This window comes from Vibrio sp. Vf1514 (assembly GCF_052076135.1).
Lineage (GTDB): Bacteria > Pseudomonadota > Gammaproteobacteria > Enterobacterales > Vibrionaceae > Vibrio > Vibrio furnissii.
In genome coordinates, this window is record NZ_CP197268.1 from 714,691 (window position 1) to 733,371 (window position 18,681).

19 protein-coding genes are annotated in these 18,681 nt (G+C 51.9%); 12 read left to right on the forward strand and 7 right to left on the reverse strand.

Translation table 11 applies throughout. The features are described 5' to 3' along the window. Nucleotides 1-3 precede the first annotated feature (3 nt). Entirely contained in the window at nt 4-1,152 is a 1,149-nt protein-coding gene (locus ACS18Q_RS18280; protein WP_004728089.1) for an aminotransferase-like domain-containing protein, read from the reverse strand. Nucleotides 1,153-1,262: 110 nt separating this feature from the next. Here ACS18Q_RS18280 and ACS18Q_RS18285 point away from each other — a divergent pair, with 110 nt between their 5' ends. After that, nucleotides 1,263-2,132, forward strand: coding sequence for an AraC family transcriptional regulator (locus ACS18Q_RS18285; protein WP_038152372.1), 870 nt, complete (start codon nt 1,263-1,265; stop codon nt 2,130-2,132). 221 nt (nt 2,133-2,353) lie between these two features. Here the strand turns inward: ACS18Q_RS18285 and ACS18Q_RS18290 are convergent, their stop codons facing one another. The 5 genes from ACS18Q_RS18290 to ACS18Q_RS18310 form a co-directional block, all read right to left on the reverse strand. Beyond that, complete coding sequence (locus ACS18Q_RS18290; protein WP_143680441.1) at nt 2,354-2,836, reverse strand: peptide-methionine (S)-S-oxide reductase; 483 nt, start codon at nt 2,834-2,836, stop codon at nt 2,354-2,356. Between the two features lie 127 nt (nt 2,837-2,963). After that, nucleotides 2,964-4,349 (reverse strand): uracil-xanthine permease family protein, encoded by a 1,386-nt coding sequence (locus ACS18Q_RS18295; protein WP_441258167.1) that lies wholly within the window; start codon nt 4,347-4,349, stop codon nt 2,964-2,966. 234 nt (nt 4,350-4,583) lie between these two features. Then, nucleotides 4,584-5,510 carry an allantoinase PuuE gene (gene puuE, locus ACS18Q_RS18300; RefSeq protein ID WP_172563010.1) on the reverse strand — a complete coding sequence of 309 codons (927 nt, stop codon included), beginning with the start codon at nt 5,508-5,510 and terminating at the stop codon, nt 4,584-4,586. 22 nt (nt 5,511-5,532) lie between these two features. Further along, nucleotides 5,533-6,264, reverse strand: a complete 732-nt coding sequence (locus tag ACS18Q_RS18305) for an aspartate/glutamate racemase family protein (protein ID WP_441258168.1) — start codon at nt 6,262-6,264, stop codon at nt 5,533-5,535. 3 nt (nt 6,265-6,267) lie between these two features. Further along, nucleotides 6,268-6,939, reverse strand: coding sequence for a GntR family transcriptional regulator (locus ACS18Q_RS18310; RefSeq protein ID WP_441258169.1), 672 nt, complete (start codon nt 6,937-6,939; stop codon nt 6,268-6,270). Between the two features lie 553 nt (nt 6,940-7,492). Between ACS18Q_RS18310 and ACS18Q_RS18315 the strand changes: the two genes are divergently transcribed. From ACS18Q_RS18315 to ACS18Q_RS18360, 10 genes are all read left to right on the forward strand, one after another. Further along, nucleotides 7,493-8,284 carry a transporter substrate-binding domain-containing protein gene (locus tag ACS18Q_RS18315; RefSeq protein ID WP_441258170.1) on the forward strand — a complete coding sequence of 264 codons (792 nt, stop codon included), beginning with the start codon at nt 7,493-7,495 and terminating at the stop codon, nt 8,282-8,284. Between the two features lie 15 nt (nt 8,285-8,299). Then, a complete protein-coding gene (locus tag ACS18Q_RS18320) occupies nt 8,300-8,968 on the forward strand; it encodes an amino acid ABC transporter permease (RefSeq protein WP_441258171.1) in 669 nt (222 codons plus the stop codon). Between the two features lie 12 nt (nt 8,969-8,980). Continuing rightward, nucleotides 8,981-9,631, forward strand: coding sequence for an amino acid ABC transporter permease (locus tag ACS18Q_RS18325; protein WP_004728098.1), 651 nt, complete (start codon nt 8,981-8,983; stop codon nt 9,629-9,631). Then, a complete protein-coding gene (locus ACS18Q_RS18330) occupies nt 9,618-10,346 on the forward strand; it encodes an amino acid ABC transporter ATP-binding protein (protein ID WP_441258172.1) in 729 nt (242 codons plus the stop codon). Before ACS18Q_RS18325 ends, ACS18Q_RS18330 begins: the two co-directional genes overlap by 14 nt. Before the next feature lie 19 nt (nt 10,347-10,365). Then, on the forward strand, nt 10,366-11,184 hold the full coding sequence (locus tag ACS18Q_RS18335) for a MurR/RpiR family transcriptional regulator (protein ID WP_143680447.1): 819 nt from the start codon (nt 10,366-10,368) through the stop codon (nt 11,182-11,184). A gap of 46 nt (nt 11,185-11,230) precedes the next feature. Then, nucleotides 11,231-12,229 (forward strand): bile acid:sodium symporter family protein, encoded by a 999-nt coding sequence (locus tag ACS18Q_RS18340; RefSeq protein ID WP_441258173.1) that lies wholly within the window; start codon nt 11,231-11,233, stop codon nt 12,227-12,229. A 100-nt stretch (nt 12,230-12,329) separates the two neighbouring features. Continuing rightward, nucleotides 12,330-13,511, forward strand: a complete 1,182-nt coding sequence (locus tag ACS18Q_RS18345) for an amidase (protein ID WP_441258174.1) — start codon at nt 12,330-12,332, stop codon at nt 13,509-13,511. A gap of 11 nt (nt 13,512-13,522) precedes the next feature. Then, entirely contained in the window at nt 13,523-15,088 is a 1,566-nt protein-coding gene (locus tag ACS18Q_RS18350; protein ID WP_441258175.1) for a gamma-glutamyltransferase family protein, read from the forward strand. 1 nt (nt 15,089) lies between these two features. Continuing rightward, nucleotides 15,090-16,322 carry a pyridoxal-phosphate-dependent aminotransferase family protein gene (locus ACS18Q_RS18355; RefSeq protein WP_004728105.1) on the forward strand — a complete coding sequence of 411 codons (1,233 nt, stop codon included), beginning with the start codon at nt 15,090-15,092 and terminating at the stop codon, nt 16,320-16,322. A gap of 63 nt (nt 16,323-16,385) precedes the next feature. After that, complete coding sequence (locus tag ACS18Q_RS18360; protein WP_441258176.1) at nt 16,386-17,624, forward strand: allantoate amidohydrolase; 1,239 nt, start codon at nt 16,386-16,388, stop codon at nt 17,622-17,624. An 83-nt stretch (nt 17,625-17,707) separates the two neighbouring features. Here the strand turns inward: ACS18Q_RS18360 and ACS18Q_RS18365 are convergent, their stop codons facing one another. Continuing rightward, nucleotides 17,708-17,992, reverse strand: coding sequence for an EF-hand domain-containing protein (locus ACS18Q_RS18365; RefSeq protein WP_172563018.1), 285 nt, complete (start codon nt 17,990-17,992; stop codon nt 17,708-17,710). Nucleotides 17,993-18,470: 478 nt separating this feature from the next. On the opposite strand from ACS18Q_RS18365, the gene ACS18Q_RS18370 reads away from it, so the two are divergent. Continuing rightward, complete coding sequence (locus tag ACS18Q_RS18370; RefSeq protein ID WP_167498033.1) at nt 18,471-18,641, forward strand: hypothetical protein; 171 nt, start codon at nt 18,471-18,473, stop codon at nt 18,639-18,641. The last annotated feature ends 40 nt before the right edge of the window (nt 18,642-18,681 follow it).

Genomic DNA, 18,681 nt, shown 5'->3' on the forward strand with positions numbered 1-18,681 from the left:
CGGTTATAGCGTGCGCAGGACCGACGTCAGGCGCTCGGCGGCATCAGCCAGCTCTTGAGGTGTGGAGTTGGTAAAATTCAAACGTAGTGCGGAAGGGGCGTTATCCGGATTCGGATAGAATACGGGGCTTGGCACCACCGCCACGCCTTTCGCCAGCAGCTGTTTAGCCAGTTCAAACGTGTCGCATTGTGGGATCGTCATCCACACGAACATGCCACCGTCCACCGGGTACACCTCACAGCCAGCCGGCAATTGTTTGTTCAACTCATGGCACAACACTTGGCTGCGAGATTGATACAATTCTCGAATGCGCGTCAGGTGCTCAGGAAACTGCGGATGTTCCAATAGCGCATGCAACAATGCTTGCATCGGTACGCTGGAGTGCAAATCTGCGCCTTGTTTCACTTTGATCATCGGCGTCAGGTATTCGCTGCGGCCAGAGACCGCGCCCAAACGCAGGCCTGGTGATGCAATTTTCGAGAAAGAACGCAGTACGATCGATTTGTTTGGACAAAAATCAGAAACGAGCGGGAAAGCATTACCTTGGAAACGCAACTCGCGGTAAGGCACATCTTCAACCATCACCACATCATATGCTTCGCACAGTGCTGCCACTTTTTGGCGTGTTTCTAACGCCCAGCTAATGCCGGTTGGGTTGTGAAAGTCGGGAACCGCATAGAACATTTTCGGGTGTTGATTGCGGAACACATCTTCCAATTCAGCCAAATCAGGGCCTTGCGGCGTCTGTGTTACCGTCACAATTTCGGCTTCCACCAAACCAAACACCTGCATTGCGCCCAAGTAACTCGGGGCTTCCATCACGACTTTATCGCCAGGGTTGATGTAGGCGCGAGCAATCAAATCGAGGCCTTGTTGAGAACCGGTACACACCATGACATCGTGGGTTGCTGGCAAATCAAAGTACTGTTTCAAAAACGCAATCAGTGGACCATAACCTGCGGTTGCACCATATTGAAAAACCTCAGGTTTTTCTGCAAGACCGGCTAAAGTGTCGCGCATCAGATCGATGGGGAATGTTTTTTCATCTGGCAAACCGCCAGCAAGAGAAATGACGTTTGGATCACTTGCCGCAGCTAAAATTTCACGGATGTAAGAGGACTTGATCTGTTGCAGTGAACGGGCGATTTCCATATGTGCTTCCTGTATTTATGCTTTTTTTATCTTTCGAATAGTACGACTCGTTGCGTATTTTTGTTTGTCCATTTATGCTCAAATACTTGTCCATTTATGCGATCTCAGCGATGAATCAACAGCACGTCTCTCGAATTAACGATATTTTGTATTATATCCATCAAGACATCACCAATGACTTATCCGCTCGACGTCTGGCGGACTTAGCGGCCTATTCAGAACAGCATTTTCATCGTGTATTTAAACAGGTTGTCGGTGAGTCGATTCATCAATACATTCGCCGTACGCGCATGGAGTACGCGGCCAATCAATTAATGTTTGATGACAGCGCCTCGGTGATTGATATCGCCAACAAGTGCGGGTTTAGCTCGCTTTCCTCATTCTCAAAAGCGTTTAAGGCAACGTTCCATATGTCGCCGGGCAATTGGCGACTGGGTGAGCAGCACCTCGACAGTCAACCTTATTTGAAGGATCCCGAAGTGGCGGCGGGCTACAATCGCGTTGCCAACCTCGATCTACCGACACCGAAAATAGTGGAAACCAAAGAGCGTTTCACGGCATACGTGCGCCATCAAGGCTATAACCGTTCGATCCAGCGCGCGTGGTTGGTATTGAAAGCGTGGGCGAAAGAAGAGGGGCGCCCGTTTGATCAGCATTTTGGCCTGCATCACTCCAATCCCGCTTGGGTTGAATTGAATCAATGTCGATACGTGGCATGTTTGGCAATTGAGGAACCACTGAAAGTACGTGGCGTGGTGAATCAAATGACGATTCCGGGCGGGTTACATGCCATGTTCCGGCTGCATGGCGTGTATGGTGAGTTGCTGCCACAAGTGAGCAAAATCTTTGAGCAATGGCTGCCCACCTCGGGTTATAAGCTGCGTTCGACACCCGCTTATGTCCACTATCACAAGAACCATTTTCTGGCTGAAGATGAGCGGTTTGAAATTGACTTCTATCTTCCCATCAGTTTCTTCTGATTCAATTCGCACCTGATTCAATGCGTCATCGACACGCAAAAAAACACGCCAGGGGGCTGGCGTGTACCTAAGAGAAGCGGTGTAAGAAAAGGACATGGACCTTAAATGGAGTAATGCGTAAACAAGACTCGTGTTTAAGCCTTTGTACAGTAACGTCGCCGTCTTACAGAATTGTTGCGGAATGAAGAAGATTTGGATCTCCCTTCGTCGCTAACCAGCTGTTATTGCTTCGGATTGCGATATTTGTGCAGCACATCGAGTGGAATGTGGCAATAATCGCTTGGGAAGCGCGTCAGGCGATCCTGATGTTCATCATCGCTTTTTACGTAGTTTGTCAGCGCCAGCACTTCAACCGCGATGCGGTCGGCATCCGGGCGTTTGGCGATATACTCGGCGGCATGTTTTAGGTGCTGCGGGTTGTGGCTGTAAACGCCAGTGCGATATTTCGGGCCAACATCGATACCTTGTTTGTTGATGCTGTAAGGGTCGATGATTTCAAACAAGTAATCCATCAACTGCGCAATGCTGACTTGCGCGGGATCGAATTGGATGCGCACGCATTCGGCGTAGCCGTCATATTCGCTTTGTGTGGTCTCGGTGGTGCCATTGGCGCGTCCGGCTTCGGTCAGTATCACGCCTGGCAAATGGCGCATAAATTCTTGAACGCCCCACAGGCAGCCGCCCGCAAAATAAATCTCTTCCATTGTTCACATCTACAACGTCATGAATGTGGTGCGACTCTAGCAAATTGACGCGGCGGGAGAAACCCGATCAGACGCAATAAAAAGCCTGCTTGAACGCAGGCTTTGGCAGTATGGGAATCAGGCTGGATCAGCGTTCGCTGACGGCAGCCACTGATGACGCTGATGTGGACGCTGTTTTTGTCTCGTGTTCAGGCAGCACTAAGGTCATTACAATGGCAGCAATGCCACTGGTGGTCACCGGAGAACCAAACACGCTTTGCAGCAACTTGGGCATCGCTTTCATCACATCTGGTACCAGCATCACGCCCAAACCGATCCCGAACGACACAGCCAGAATCATCAGATTACGGCGATCCAAACGCTCACGCGCGATGATTTTAATACCTGCCGCCGCGACGGTACCGAACATCACCAAGGTTGCGCCCCCAATCACGGGTTTGGGAATGGTGGTGAGAATCGCGCCAATCATCGGGAACAACCCCAATACGCACAGGATGAGCGCGACAAAGTAACCCACATAACGGCTGGCGATGCCCGTCAGGTGAATCACGCTATTGTTCTGACTGAACGTGGTGTTTGGAAAGGTGTTGAATACCGCGGCCAGCATCGAGTTCACGCCATCGCCGAGAATGCCGGATTTCACGCGGCTTAAATACGCCGGGCCAGTGACGGGCTGTTTGGTGATCATGCAGTTGGCGGTGATATCGCCGGTCGATTCAATCGCCGTAATCGCATAAATCACGGCAATTGGCACAAACGCGTACCAGTCGAAGTCAAAGCCATATTTGAATGGCACCGGAATACTGACCAACGGCTGCTGAAATGCATGACCCAGATGCACCATGCCCGTGCTGGCGGCGGCCACATAACCCAACACCATGCCGACCAGAATCGAAGAGAGGCGCACCATCAAATGACGAGAGCGGTTAAGCGCAATGATGGTGACTAACACGACGGCGCCGAGCGCTAAGTTGTGCCATTGGCCAAAATCGGGTGCGTTGACGCCGCCGGCTAAATCCGTCATGCCGACTTTAATCAGGGAAATACCGATTGTGGTGACCACAATGCCCGTAACCATCGGCGTGATGATGCGGCGTAACTTGCCAATGCATTGCGAAAGCACAATTTCGATAAATGCCCCAACGAAACAGACGCCAAAGATCAGCGCCAGGATCTCTTCCGGGCCACCGCCTTTGGCTTTGGCGATAAAGCCTGCTGCCAGTACCGAGCTTAAAAACGCGAAGCTGGTGCCTTGCACACAGATCATGCCTGCACCAATTGGCCCAATGCGGCGCGCTTGAATAAACGTCCCGATACCGGACACAATCAGCGCCATGCTGATGAGGTAAGGCACATGATCGCCCAATCCCAACACACCGCCGATAATCAGCGTAGGGGTGATGATTCCGACAAAACTGGCCAGCACATGTTGCAGGCCTGCGTACAGTGCTGCGCCGGGCGTTGGCTTATCGTCGAGCCCGTAAATCAGGTCGTGACTTTCCTTGTGAGACATACTGACTTCCTTGTATACAATATTGTTGACATATTTTTCATCAATACAGCAAACACTATGCCAGTAAATTTCTGACCAGTTAGTCAAGGTAATTCAGCGAGTTAGGCTATCACGCACGAATGTTGGCGCTGAAATGTTGTTCGATTGTGGTGCACTTGCATTAAATTGGGTTGCATAAAAAAACCGCCGGACAGGAAGGGCGTCGCGGCGGTTTGTAAAAACAGAATCAACGGGTTAAGCCGGGTGATGCGCAATCCAGTGACGAGCAATTTGTTCGCGAGTCGCCACCCAAACACCCTCATGCTGCGCGACGTAATCGAGGAATTTCTTTAACGCCATAAAACGACTGGGCTTACCAATGACGCGGCAGTGTAGACCGATCGACATCATTTTGGGTTTCTCGGCACCTTCTGCGTACAAACAGTCAAAGTTCTCCTTGAGATACTGAAAGAACTCTTCCCCGTGACTAAACCCATAAGGGGAGGAAAAACGCATATCGTTGGTATCCAAGGTGTAGGGCACAATCAGATGCGGACGCGTTGAACCGGGATGCTTGTTGTCTGGCACTTGGGTCCAGAACGGCAGGTCGTCCCCGTAGTAATCTGAGTCATACAGCAAACCGTCTTGTTCCGCGACCAATTCGCGGGTGTTGGGGGAATCGCGGCCGGTGTACCAACCGATTGGGCGTTTCCCCGTGAGGGATTCAATCAGCTCGAGCGCCTGATGCATGTGCTGGCGCTCTTGCTCGATCGGCATGTTCTGGTAATGAATCCATTTTAAGCCGTGGCATGCGATTTCGTGCCCGTCTTCTATGAAGGCTTGTGTTACCTCCGGGTTACGCTGTAACGCAGTAGCAATACCAAAAATGGTCAGCGGTAATTCCCGATTTTTAAATTCGTTAAGAATGCGCCACACCCCAGCGCGCGATCCGTATTCGTACAGGGATTCCATGCTCATGTGGCGAGCGGGGAACGGCTCGGCGCCCGCAATTTCCGATAAAAAGGTTTCGGCGTGCGGATCGCCGTGCAAGACGCAGTTTTCTCCGCCTTCTTCGTAGTTCAAGACAAATTGCAGCGCGATTTTTGCGCCGCCTGGCCAGTTGGCATCCGGTACATTGTCGCGGCCGTAGCCGATGTAATCGCGAGGATTTGAGATTTCCATATCGAAGTTCCTTGTCACTGACTTAACGGCTCCAATGTTGATAACGGCCGTGAAATGATTTGTGAAGTGGCGCGGCGTAGTTGCCGCTTTTGGATGTCGTGAGTTTGAGTACGTGTAATGATTCGGCCAATTTGACGGCGGCCGCCACACCATCAATAACCGGCACATTGAGCGCCGCAGAGAGTTCAGCCGCTAAATCAGACATCCCGGCACAGCCGAGCACAATCGCTTCCGCGCCATCTTGACTGATGGCTGCCCGGCACTCTTGCAACAACTGTTGATAGGCCGATGCCTGAATCTGCTCCAGATCCAGCACCGCGATGTCGGTTGCGCGAACGCCTGAGCACAGATGATGGTAGCCGTAACGATGCAGCAGATGCTCCGCTGCGGGCAGCGTGCGCGACATGGTGGTCACCACTCCAAAGCGGTGTGACACTAAGCTTGCCAATTGAAATGCTGCGCCCGCGATGCCGATGACAGGCACTGAAGCCAGTTCGCGCGCGGCATCTATCGCCGGATCGCCAAAACAGGCGATGATATGGGCGTCAACGCCCTCTGCTTCACCTTGTGCAATCACATCGAGCAGCGCGGCGGCGGCAATGGTTTCATCCAAGGCGCATTCGATACTTTCCGGGCCATGCGCTGGATTGCGGGTGATGATCTCACTACTGTATAAACATACAGATTGTGCAGAAAGCGCTATTTTGTCGGTCATGCCCTGACATGTATTGGGGTTGATCAGTTGAATTTTCATTGATTAATCCATTTGCGCGAACAGCGAGTTAAAGTCCACTTGAGCATCCTGTTTGCCGGTTAACGAGATCGACTGTTTGATGTGAAGTAGGTGGTGGCGCATCCACTCTTGTGCTTGGCTGACTTTGCGTTGGTCGAGTAGATCAATCAGCTCAACATGATCGCCACAATCGCAGCTCACACTTTCACGCGTGCCGTAGGCGGCTATCACGAGCGATGAGCGGTAGCACAACTGCTCAATAAACTCTGCCAGTACCTGATTGTTTCCCATACGCGCCAGTTCATAGTGGAACTTCGCCGTCAGTTGAATCGACTTAGAGAGATTGCCTTCATCCTCTGCCTGTTTTTCCAGCGCCACCATGTCACGAAAATGCTGCGCGACTTTCAGATTCCAGTTTTCACTGATTTCAGGCACCAGAAGCGGCTCCAACATAATGCGGCTATCCAACACTTCTTCCGCTTCTTGGCGGCTAGGGCGGTTCACCTGCGCGCCTTTATTGGGCTGAATGACCACAAACCGCTCCAGCGCCAAACGTTGCAGCACTTTTCGAATGCCCGTCCGGCTCACACCGAACGCTTCTGAAAGTTTATCTTCTGGCAGTCTTTCGCCTGGGGGAAGCTGGTGCTCGACGATCGCTTTCAGCATCTTTTGATAAATTTTTTCGTCGTTAGACATACGCACTCTCTTTACTGTTGTATACAACTTACCGTTGCAATATGTATACCATGTTGTGAAAGGTCTACAGGCCAATCAATCCGTCATTCTCAACTTCGAATCGCCAATTTGCTGAAATTTTATGCACTAACATGTGGCGCGCTGAACTTTCGTGGTGCATTCTAAGTCTAGTTCAAAGTGGCTATCATCACCGAAAGCCAGTGATTTCAATACATTTCGATTTTGGCACGCTCCTTGTATTTACGATTGTATACAATGTGAAAACAAGGATGCGACGTGATGAAAAAGGAATTCCCAGTCAGCGATAGACTCGCTAACGCAGATTTGCTTCCGGATAAAGAACAGAAGTGGGGCTGAAACGATTGCACCACCATTGATCGATTTTGCACCAAAAGTTCCACCATAGACGTCATTCTTCAAGGCGTAAACGCCGATGATTATTTCTAAGTTAATAAAATCGTTACGGTTTTTATTTTTATCTTAAGTTGGCGCAATCGTTGCAAATGACTCGATAGATGTTTCAAACGTTTCATTATCGATAAGGAGATTCACAATGAAAATAGTTGCAGCAATGTCGAGTGTGCTCATGTCTGCCAGCCTGTTGTTCGGTGCGACCACCGCGCAAGCCGACCAACTGGAGTCTGTCCAACAGAAAGGGGTGTTGAAAGTTGCGGTTCCCCAAGATTTTCCGCCTTTTGGTTCTGTGGGGACTGACCTCAAGCCTCACGGATACGACATTGATATGGCCGGGTATCTGGCCCAAAAGCTCGATGTCAAACTGGAATTGGTGCCGGTCACCAGTGCGAACCGAATTCCTTACCTGCAAACCGGTAAAGTGGATTTGGTGATTTCGAGCATGGGTAAAAATGTGGAACGTGAAAAAGTGATCAACTTCAGTGCGGCGTATGCGCCTTTCTATCTCGGCGTATTCGGCTCATCGGATGAAGCGGTGACCAGCGCGCAGGATCTGAGCGGCAAAACCATCGGTGTGACACGCGGCTCAGTGGAAGATTTGGAACTGAGCAAGATTGCGCCGAGCGATGCCACGATCAAACGTTTTGAAGATAACAACGCCACGTTGTCCTCATTCCTGTCTGGTCAGGTGAGCCTGATTGCGACCGGTAATCTGGTGGTGACAGAAATCGCAACTCGTTATCCGGCCAAAGCGCCACAAACGAAGTTCCTGCTGAAAAACTCACCGTGTTATGTGGGTGTGATGAAGGGCGAAGACGCACTGCTAAAAGAAGTGAACCGTCTGATCACCGAAGCGAAACAAGACGGTGTGTTGGAAGGCTTCTCGCAAAAATGGCTGAAAGCACCGTTTCCTGCGGATCTGGGTGCGTAACGTGAAGGACGAAGCATGAGCTATCAGTTGGACTTTAGCGGTTTGACGCCTTACCTGCCACAGTTTGTGGCAGGGTTGGGCACCACCGTAGAACTGACCATCATCTCAACCGTTGGCGGACTGTTGCTCGGTACATTGTGTGCGGGCGCAAAAAACAGTCAGGCCAAATGGCTGAAGTTTGTTTGCACCTGCTACATCGAAGTGATCCGTAACACCCCGTTTATCGTGCAGTTGTTCTTTATCTTTTTTGGTCTGCCGGCACTCGGTATCAAACTCAGCGCCTGGCAGGCGGGCGTGATTGCGATGGTGATTAACTTGGGTGCTTATTCGGCGGAAATCATTCGCGCTGGTATCGAAGCGACACCAAAAGGGCAGTGGGAGGCAGGGAAAACTTTGGGATTGACCCGCATGCAGATTTTTACTCGCATTGTGATTCCGCCTGCGTATCAACGTGTTTATCCGGCGCTTGTCAGCCAGTGCATCATTGTGATGTTGGGTTCTGCTGTGGTGTCACAGATTTCGGTGGAAGATCTGACGTTTGCGGCCAACTTCGTCCAGTCGCGCAGTTTTCTGAGTTTTGAATCGTACATGCTGACGGCGGCAATTTATCTGGTGCTTGCGATTGTGATGCGTCAGATGTTTGCGTTCGTGAAGCGTGTCGCGTTTAAGAACCCGTCGTTGTAGGAGAGCGCCACCATGATGCAATTTACCGATTGGGATATTTTTCGCAGCCTATTGATGGCCGCTCGCTGGACCGTCGCACTGTCGCTGATCGCTTTTGTCGGCGGCGGGTTGCTCGGACTGTTGATTACCTTGTTGCGTAGCACGCGACACTCCGTGTTTACCGGCGTCATCAAGCTGTATGTGGAATTGTTTCAGGGCACGCCGCTGCTGATGCAGCTGTTTCTCGCCTTCTTTGGTTTATCCCTCGTGGGCGTGGAAGTCAGTGCCTGGACAGCCGCCGTGTTGTCATTAACGTTATTCAGCAGCGCCTTTTTTCACGATATCTGGCGCGGCTGTATCGAATCACTGCCGAAAGGCCAGTGGGAAGCGTGCCGCACTTTGGGGCTGAGCTATCTGCAAACCATGCGTTACATCATTGCGCCGCAAGCCGCGCGTCTGGCCATTGCGCCAACGGTCGGATTTTCGGTTCAGATTGTTAAAGGCACTGCGCTGGCATCCATCATCGGATTCGTTGAACTGACCAAAGCCGGCACCATGCTCAACAACGCCACATTCCAGCCGTTCAAAGTGTTCGCGCTGGTTGCACTGCTTTACTTTGCCATTTGCTTTCCGCTTTCTGCGTTAGCCCGATATTTGGAGACTCGAAACCATGTCGCTCGTTAGTGTTGAACAAGTCCATAAATATTATGGCGAAAACCACGTCCTGAAAGGAGTCGACTTAAAAATCAACCCGGGTGAAGTGGTGTCGATCATCGGCCGCAGTGGCTCGGGGAAAAGTACGCTGCTGCGCTGTATGAATGGCTTGGAAGATTACCAGGAAGGCGTGATCATTGTAGATAGTCAAGCGGTAGAAAACGACGATTACAAATTGCGCCTTTTGAGCCGCAGTGTGGGCATGGTGTTTCAAAGCTTCAACCTGTTCCCGCACATGACTGTCGGCGAAAACGTGATGCTAGCACCAAAGCTGGTCTTAAAGAAAAGCAGTGAAGCGTGTGAAACACTGGCCCGTGAACTGCTCGAAAAAGTCGGTCTGGCCGATAAGTTTGATGCCTATCCGACCAATCTGTCCGGCGGCCAGCAACAACGCGTGGCGATTGCACGTTCATTAGCCATGAATCCGAAAGTGCTGTTGTGTGATGAAATCACGTCAGCGCTGGATCCGGAGCTGGTTGGCGAAGTGCTGAAAGTGCTAGAACAACTGAAAGCGGAAGGGATGACACTGATTCTGGTGACGCACGAAATGAACTTTGCCCGCGATGTGGGCGACCGCGTGGTGTTCATGAATCAGGGGAAAGTGTGGGAAACCGGGCCGAGTGAAACCGTGTTTGCAGCGCCGCAAACCTCAGAGCTGCAAAGCTTTTTGTCCGCCGTTCGTTAATCATCTTGATGGAGTCAGCATGACCAATACTCACCACTCACTCAGTGAACGAATTACCCAGCAATATTCACGCTTGACCGAAAGCAGCCGTCGAGTGGCAGACTATCTGCAACTGAATCCGGAAAAGATTTTGATGCTGTCGACGGCAGAAATCGCTGAAGCCTGCTCGGTATCGAAAACCAGTGTGAGTCGCTTTATTCGTCAACTGGGTTATGAGGATCATGTTGCACTTCGTCAGGAACTGATGCAGGAGCGAGAAAAGGGGATTCCGGTATTAACATCCAACATCGAAGACCCAGAAATTCAACACGATATGCGCGCCTTAGAACAACTATGGGCACAATTAGCGACGTTGGATGTCTCGGAACTGGTTGAGGCCATCGCCAACGCCAAACGGGTGAAAATCATCGGCTATCGCAACAGTTACCCGCTGGCGATGCATTTTCGTCAGCAACTGATGCAGTGCCGCGCTAACGTGGAACTGCTGCCGTTGCCGGGCCAGACCTTGGGAGAAGATTTGGTCTCGATTGCGGACGACGATTTTGTGATTGTGATTGGTATCCGCAGACGCGTTGCACAGTTTGAAAAGATCATTCATCACCTGAGCGGTAAGCCGTGTTTACTGATCACCGACCAATCCGGTCAGAAGTATGCCGATGCTGTGGCACATTTTTTAGTGTGTCATATGAATAATCAGGCACCTTTGGATAGCTATGCCGTGCCTATGAGCTTAATATCCTATTTGGTTAACAAAGTGTATCGTCACCTCGGACAACATGCCGCCCAGCTGAGTCGCCATATCTCGCACAGTTATGCGCAATTGAACGAAGTGGAATAATTCAAACGTAACATCACACAACATAACAAAGAGCAAAAATAACGACATGAATGTATTAGCAAAAATCAAAAAGGAATGGTTTCTGGTCGGGATGGTGGTTGCCATTCTGCTGGCGACTGTGACGTCTGAATTTGGCCGTTCCGGTGGCATGATCCACTTGGATCAACTGACGGGCGTCGGTGTCGCCATTGTCTTCTTCCTCCACGGTCTTGGGCTTTCGCCTCAAGCGATCAAAGCAGGCGTGACCAACTGGCGTCTACACATTTACATTCAAATCGCGACATTCGTGGTTTACCCGATCCTGTGGGTCATTTTTGGTGAGGCGTTCCTCGCTTATATGCCTGCGGCGCTGGCATTTGGCTTCTGTTATCTACTCGTTCTGCCAAGCACCATTTCGTCATCAGTGGCGATGACCAGTGTCGGCAAAGGGAACGTTCCGGGCGCAATCTTTAACGCATCACTTTCCAGTATTCTTGGCGTGTTCATCACACCACTTTTGATTCAACTTTTTATGGGATTTGAAGGCGTACAACTGGATTTGCTGGACTCGGTGGTCTCGATTTCCAAACTCTTGCTGTTACCGATGATTGTGGGCCAACTCATGCGTCCTTATTTAGTCGCTTGGGTGGATCGTCATAAAGCGGTGGTCAATAAGGTCGACAAATACGTGATTCTTCTCATCGTTTACAACGCCTTCTGTGATTCCGTGGTGAATGGCATTTGGAGCGAGTTCTCGATGGGGTTGCTGATCAGCTCTATTGCGATTTGTACCGTGATTCTGCTGTTTATGGTGCACCTGATTCAATGGGGCGCACGCCGCACCAAATTTACGCTGCCGGATGAAGTGGCGGCTGTGTTCTGTGGGACGAAGAAAACACTGGCCGCGGGCATTCCGATGGCGAAGGTGATTTTCGGCGCGGATCCATCGCTGGGGATGATTTTGCTGCCCATCATGCTGTATCACCCGATTCAGATTTTCTACTGCGCAGTACTGGCGAACCGTTACGCGCGCCAAAGCGAATCCCTGAAGACGGTGACCAACTAAGCAGCATCAGTCGATTCGCTGCAAATCGCTTCAAAAAATCAACAAAAGCTTAGGCGCTGCGGATTCAGCGCCTAAAAGGAACACCACGGAAGGATACAGAATGAGTAAGGACGCTCGTATTTATTGCGCTCAGGGGCCAGACACGCTGCCCGCCACCGCGCAGGGAACGCTCTCTGGCACCCGATTTGTCTTCAAAGATCTATTTGACGTCGAAGGCTACGCCACAGGCGCTGGCAATCCCACTTGGCTGAAAACCCATCAAATTGCGACGGCCACGTCACCACTGATCACCGCGCTGCTCGGTCAAGGCGCTGAATGCGTTGGCCGTGTTCAAACCGACGAGCTGGCATACAGCCTCAATGGTCAGAACAGTCATTACGGCACGCCCATCAATCCGAAAGCGCCGAATTGTATTCCCGGCGGTTCATCCAGTGGCAGCGCGGTCGCAGTGGCGAACAACGATTGCGACTTTGCTATCGGCACCGACACGGGCGGCTCAATCCGCGTGCCGGCCAGCTATTGCGGCTTGTTCGGCTTGCGTCCAACCCTCGGCACGCTTGATCTGTCCCACTGTTTTGAATTAGCGAAAAGTTTCGATACCGCCGGCATTTTCACGCGTGACTTACGCTTGATGCGCAATGTGTGGTCGGTGCTGGCGGCACGTCGTCAATCCGGCGAACGAGTGACGCGCGTTTATCTCGATGCGCAGTGCCAAGCGGTGATGAGCGCCGCTCGTCTTGAACGTTTGAGCCAGCAGTGTCGACGCGCGGGGATTGAGATCATTCAAGGCCATATTCTGGCACAAAATGGCTGGTCACTGACGGACCTGAGCTTACTGTTTCGCACCATTCAAGGTTTTGAAATTATCGAACATCACGATGCGTGGCTCACGCAGTATGGCGACAGTCTGGATCCGGCGATCGGGGAGCGCGTGACATGGGCCAGAACTATCACTTGTGAGCAGTATGACCACGCGAAAGGACGACAACAGGATTTTCAGCAACAGCTACTGACACACCTGAAACAACAGCGTTGCTTGTGGGCAATACCGACCACGCCATCGGGCCCGCCGTCACTGACGATGCCGGCTGATGAACTGGCGGTCTATCGCTCGCAGTTGATGGGGCTGACCAGCCTTGCAGGACTGTCGGGATTACCGCAACTCCATCTGCCCATGGAAGAATTATTAGAAGGCCCGTGCGGTATCTCACTGATGGGTTTGCCTCATCAGGAAGAGACGCTGCTTGTCACGGGTGAAGCCGTTCACAACGGCGCATGTTAAGGAGAACGTGAATGAAGCATCAAACGGCATTTACTGCCCCGCACTTTAAGGCCGCGCAAGTCGGTCAGCAAATTCTCGACGCTGGCGGCACCGCCAGTGAAGCCATGGTCGCTGCTGCCGCGATGATTGCAGTGCAATACCCGCACATGAACGGCATCGGTGGCGACAGTTTTTGGCTGATCGCCAAAGCAGGCCAGACACCCGTTGCCATTGATGGCTGCGGCGCCGCGGCGTTGAATGTGGATGTTGAACACTATCGCGCGCTGGGTGATGAACTGCCATTCAGCGGTGGGGCCTCGGCGATTACTATGGCCGGCACCATTGCAGCGTGGCAAAAAGCGCTGGAAGTAGATGCGGGGACATTGACGTTAACCGAACTGCTGCAACCTGCAATTGATGCCGCCCGTGACGGTGTGGAAGTGACGCAAAGCTTAGTCAACGCCAGCGAAAAAACCTTTGAACGTCTAGCCTCATTGCAAGCTTTTGCGCAGAACTTTCTCAAGCAGGGGCAAACACTCAAAGTCGGCGATACCTTGGTGAACGAGGCGCTGGCCAACACATTACAAGCGCTGGCTGAACGTGGGTTGGATGATTTCTATCGTGGCGAGATCGCCGCCTCCGCAGCGAAAGAGCTGCAAGCCGCAGGCAGTCCGTTGACGTTGGACGACTTTCACGCTCATCAGGCAAAAGTGATGGCTCCGCTCACCGTTAATACCGCAAAAGGGCGCCTATACAACTTTGGCGCGCCCACGCAAGGTGTGGCATCACTGCTGATTCTGGCGATTTACGATCGGCTGGCGTCGCAAGCGCAAAGCGAAGTCGACCACATTCATCTGCTGGTTGAAGCGACCAAACAAGCCTTCATCATTCGCGATCGCGAAGTGTGCGACGAAGAATTTTTAAGCCAGCCGTTGCAGGAATGGCTCATCGACGCCGTTGTCGAGAAATGTGCGGCCAATGTGTCCTTAAATGAGGCGTTGCCTTGGCCGCATCAGGCCAAACCGGGCGATACCATTTGGATGGGCGCCAGCGATCAATACGGCACCATGGTGAGCTTCATTCAAAGCGTGTATTGGGAGTTCGGCTCGGGTGTGTTTTTACCAGAAACGGGCATTTTGTGGAACATTCGCTCGAAGAGCTTCTCGCTCGATGCCCGTCACCACAATGTGTTGGCGCCGGGTAAAAAGCCGTTCCATACCTTGAATCCGGCCTATGCCGAACTCGCCGATGGCCGCCGCATGAGTTACGGCACCATGGGCGGCGAAGGCCAACCACAAACGCAAGCGTGCCTGTTTAGCCGCTACCACTATCAAAATTTCTCGCTCAGTGATGCGATTGCTGCGCCGCGCTGGCTGCTTGGCCGCACATGGGGCAACAGCACTAACAATTTACGACTTGAACAATCGCTGTATGAGCAATATGGCGATGCCTTAAAACAACGTGGCCACGACGTCACCTTTGTGGCCGATTGCAACGAACTCATGGGACACGCTGGCGCAATCATTCTCGATACGCATGGAAAGGCGTGTGCGACCAGCGATCCTCGTAGTGATGGAACCAGTTTACTTGGAGAATAACATGACCGCCCAAAACGAACTTTTTGAAACCTTGAACCCACCACAGCGTCTGCTGATGGGCCCGGGACCAATCAATGCCTACCCACGCGTTCATCAGGCCATTTCTCAGTCTCTGATTGGCCAGTACGATCCGGTCATGACCGGCTACATGAACCAGGTGCAGTCCCTGTATCGCGGTGTTTTCCAGACCCAAAACCAGCAAACCTTGTTGGTGGATGGCACGGCGCGCTCCGGCATTGAAGCGGTATTGGTGTCTGTGTTACAGCCCGGCGACAAGGTGCTGGTGCCGGTGATTGGCCGCTTTGGTCACTTGCTGTGTGAAATAGCACAGCGCGTTGGCGCTGAAGTGAAAACCATCGATATCGAATGGGGGGAAGTGTGCCCGCCGGAAAAAGTCGAAGCGGCAATCAAAGCGTTTCAACCAAAGCTGCTCGCGACCGTGCAAGGCGATACCTCCACCACAATGAATCAGCCGCTCAAAGAGATGGGCGAAATCTGTCAGCGTTATGGCGTGCTGTTCTACTGTGATGCTACCGCGTCAATTGCGGGGAACGATCTTAAAGTCGACGAATGGCATCTGGATGCGGTGTCGGCTGGCTTGCAGAAATGCCTTGGCGGGCCTTCCGGTTCAGCGCCCATTACCTTAAGCGATCGCTGCGCAACCGTGATTAATCGCCGTAAACACGTCGAAGCGGGGATTCGTGCTGACCACCACACTCAAGGCGAAGAGGCGATGATTCAGTCCAACTACTTCGATTTGGCGATGATCATGGATTACTGGGGCCCGGAACGGTTGAACCACCATACGGAAGCGACGTCGATGCTCTATGCCGCACGTGAATGTGCGCGCCTTTTCCTCGAAGAAGGCGCAGACAAGGTGATTGCACGCCATCAACAAGCAGGGGATGCGCTGGCGGCTGGCTTGCGTGCCATGGGGTTGGAATTGTTCGGCAACCAAGCTTACAAAATGAACAACGTGGTCGGCGTCTACATTCCGGCCAATGTGAATGGTGATGCGATTCGTCTGGAGCTGCTGCAACGCTTCGGGATTGAAATTGGCACCTCGTTTGGTCCGCTGCATGGCAAAATTTGGCGCATCGGAACCATGGGATACAACGCCCGCCAAGAATGCGTGCTGGCAACGCTTGCAGCGCTGGAAGCGATTCTGATCAAACACAAAGCAGCGATTGTGCCGGGGCAATCCGTCGTTGCGGCAATGGAATTCTATGCCTAATCACACCAGTCAGGTGGATACAAAATACAACGTGAGTTTGGCGAATCAACGCAAGGAGCGCTGATGATTACAGCAGAAAAAAATACCATGGCGCAGCAGGCGAAAAAGCTGATGGAGCAAGCAGACACGCTGGCTCAATTCAGCGCTGACGAGGGCGCAATCACGCGCGCCTATCTGACGCCTCAGCATCGCGCCGCCCATGACCAGTTGGCGCAATGGATGCGTGATGCGGGCCTTGAAACCTGGCAAGACAGTGTCGGTAATCAGTGGGGGCGTAAAGTGTCCGCCAATCCGACCCAACCGACGCTGATTCTCGGCTCTCATAGTGACACCGTCACTAATGCAGGCAAATATGACGGCAATTTAGGCGTACTGTTGGCCATCGAAACGCTTGCTCAACTGGCGGATGAAGCGTTTCCATTTCATATCGACGTGGTTGCGTTTGCCGATGAAGAAGGCTCCCGTTTTAACACCACGTTAATAGGTTCCAGCGGCGTGGCTGGATGCTTTCATCCGCAATGGCTGGACGTGAAAGATGCTGATGGCATCTCGATGGCAGATGCGATGCGTACGTTTGGCCTGGATCCACAACTGGCTGGCTGCGATGCGCGTTTGGCGGAAGATACGCAGGCGTATCTGGAAGTGCACATTGAGCAAGGCCCAGTATTGGAAGCGGAGAATCTGCCAGTCGGCGTGGTCACCGGGATTGCTGGTGCGAAGCGCTTTCAATGCCAAGTGAAAGGTATGGCGGGCCATGCGGGCACTGTGCCCGTTGAGTTGCGCCATGATGCATTGTGCGGCGCCGCGGCGATGATCACCTGCATCGAGACGTTCGCGCAGCAGCATGGAATTGTGGCGACCGTGGGGCAATGTGACGTGTTGCCGGGCGCAGTGAACGTGATTCCTGGCGACACCCGTTTCACGATTGATATTCGCAGTTTGTCGCAAGCCACATTAGAACTATGCACAGTTGATTTGTTGGCACAGCTTGCAGACATTGCCCGCAATCGCAACTTGGGGTTTGACTACCAAACCATCTACCAAGCGGAAGCGGTGTTGTGCAGTGAGAAGCTTCAGCAACAATGGGCGGATGTGGTCGAAACCGTCACTCAGATCGCGCCCCGTTTTCTACCGAGTGGTGCAGGGCATGACGGGCTGGCGATGACCAAACTCACCGACATTGGCATGCTGTTTGTGCGCTGTGAAAAAGGGATCAGTCACCATCCGCGAGAGCAGGTGATGGAAGCTGATGTGCTGACCGCACTCAACTGCTTTGTTGAGATGGTGAAACGCTTTCGCTAACCGTCATCATCGGATAATTCAACTGAAAGCCCGGTAATAACCGGGCTTTCTCTTTCTCTTTCTATTTCTCTCGCAATCCGATGTCATTCATCGTGGTTTGGACGCTGTGGTGGTCGATGGTTCTTCATAAACGTATCCACTTCGGTTTCGGTTAACTGACCATCACTATTGCTATCCATGTCGCTGAAATCACGCTGCATGGGGCCTTGCACTTCATCTTGTGTCAATACGCCATCGCCGTTGCTGTCCATATCCGAAAAGCTCGGAGGCGGTCCCATCTCCGGGCGATCGCTCGGTTGGTTTTGAGCCATGGCCGACGCCGACAACAAAGTGCAGCCCAATAAGGCAAAAAGCGAAATAGATTTCATGTGTTCGTCCTTCATTGATTGGAATATTGAATGTCGTTCTTATGATTGAACCCAGCATTGGAGCGATGACTGGACAAAGGGTTCGGGACTTTACATTGCTTTACACTTCGCTTAGCCACGCATTGTGCGTGAACATTGAATGCAATAATTCTCAAAACTGATAAATCGTAAATAAGAATGGATTCTATTTGTATTTAGTGGAAAGCCCACAAATATGCGCTAGAGTTTATATCATTCTTCAACAGAGAAGATGAGGGACGGTGGTCACCCGGTGTGAGCAGCACGATGAATTCGTCACGCACTCAAACGATCACGGTGCTCAGTGTGGTTGAGTCACTCTATGAAGCGGGAAAGGCACGAAATTGACACAGTTCAATCGTCTTGATGGGTGTTTTTGAGTGGCAAGCGATCACCATGCTTGAAACGAACGCAACAACGTCAACTGTCTCCATTGGCAATGGAGCGCGAGGCTAGAGTGATGAAAAAGACATACTCCTCTTCAGATTACAGTGAAGGCTTTCTGTTTTCCTACTTTATGCAGTTATTTCCAACCTTCATGATCATTGCGTTGGTGGTGATCGCGCTGTCCAATATGCCGGATTTGTCTCTGGCAGCATTGATTCAGCAGGTCTCCTCGGTGAGCAATTAAGTCACTATTCTGGTCACTTAATTTCTCCTTGAACCCGCCC

Bases quoted from the DNA above. Each gene is read 5' to 3' on its own strand.
- ACS18Q_RS18280 (WP_004728089.1), bottom strand. From the start codon at position 1,152: ATGGAAATCGCCCGTTCACTGCAACAGATCAAGTCCTCTTACATCCGT.
- ACS18Q_RS18285 (WP_038152372.1), top strand. From the start codon at position 1,263: ATGAATCAACAGCACGTCTCTCGAATTAACGATATTTTGTATTATATC.
- ACS18Q_RS18290 (WP_143680441.1), bottom strand. From the start codon at position 2,836: ATGGAAGAGATTTATTTTGCGGGCGGCTGCCTGTGGGGCGTTCAAGAA.
- ACS18Q_RS18295 (WP_441258167.1), bottom strand. From the start codon at position 4,349: ATGTCTCACAAGGAAAGTCACGACCTGATTTACGGGCTCGACGATAAG.
- puuE (WP_172563010.1), bottom strand. From the start codon at position 5,510: ATGGAAATCTCAAATCCTCGCGATTACATCGGCTACGGCCGCGACAAT.
- ACS18Q_RS18305 (WP_441258168.1), bottom strand. From the start codon at position 6,264: ATGAAAATTCAACTGATCAACCCCAATACATGTCAGGGCATGACCGAC.
- ACS18Q_RS18310 (WP_441258169.1), bottom strand. From the start codon at position 6,939: ATGTCTAACGACGAAAAAATTTATCAAAAGATGCTGAAAGCGATCGTC.
- ACS18Q_RS18315 (WP_441258170.1), top strand. From the start codon at position 7,493: ATGAAAATAGTTGCAGCAATGTCGAGTGTGCTCATGTCTGCCAGCCTG.
- ACS18Q_RS18320 (WP_441258171.1), top strand. From the start codon at position 8,300: ATGAGCTATCAGTTGGACTTTAGCGGTTTGACGCCTTACCTGCCACAG.
- ACS18Q_RS18325 (WP_004728098.1), top strand. From the start codon at position 8,981: ATGATGCAATTTACCGATTGGGATATTTTTCGCAGCCTATTGATGGCC.
- ACS18Q_RS18330 (WP_441258172.1), top strand. From the start codon at position 9,618: ATGTCGCTCGTTAGTGTTGAACAAGTCCATAAATATTATGGCGAAAAC.
- ACS18Q_RS18335 (WP_143680447.1), top strand. From the start codon at position 10,366: ATGACCAATACTCACCACTCACTCAGTGAACGAATTACCCAGCAATAT.
- ACS18Q_RS18340 (WP_441258173.1), top strand. From the start codon at position 11,231: ATGAATGTATTAGCAAAAATCAAAAAGGAATGGTTTCTGGTCGGGATG.
- ACS18Q_RS18345 (WP_441258174.1), top strand. From the start codon at position 12,330: ATGAGTAAGGACGCTCGTATTTATTGCGCTCAGGGGCCAGACACGCTG.
- ACS18Q_RS18350 (WP_441258175.1), top strand. From the start codon at position 13,523: ATGAAGCATCAAACGGCATTTACTGCCCCGCACTTTAAGGCCGCGCAA.
- ACS18Q_RS18355 (WP_004728105.1), top strand. From the start codon at position 15,090: ATGACCGCCCAAAACGAACTTTTTGAAACCTTGAACCCACCACAGCGT.
- ACS18Q_RS18360 (WP_441258176.1), top strand. From the start codon at position 16,386: ATGATTACAGCAGAAAAAAATACCATGGCGCAGCAGGCGAAAAAGCTG.
- ACS18Q_RS18365 (WP_172563018.1), bottom strand. From the start codon at position 17,992: ATGAAATCTATTTCGCTTTTTGCCTTATTGGGCTGCACTTTGTTGTCG.
- ACS18Q_RS18370 (WP_167498033.1), top strand. From the start codon at position 18,471: ATGAAAAAGACATACTCCTCTTCAGATTACAGTGAAGGCTTTCTGTTT.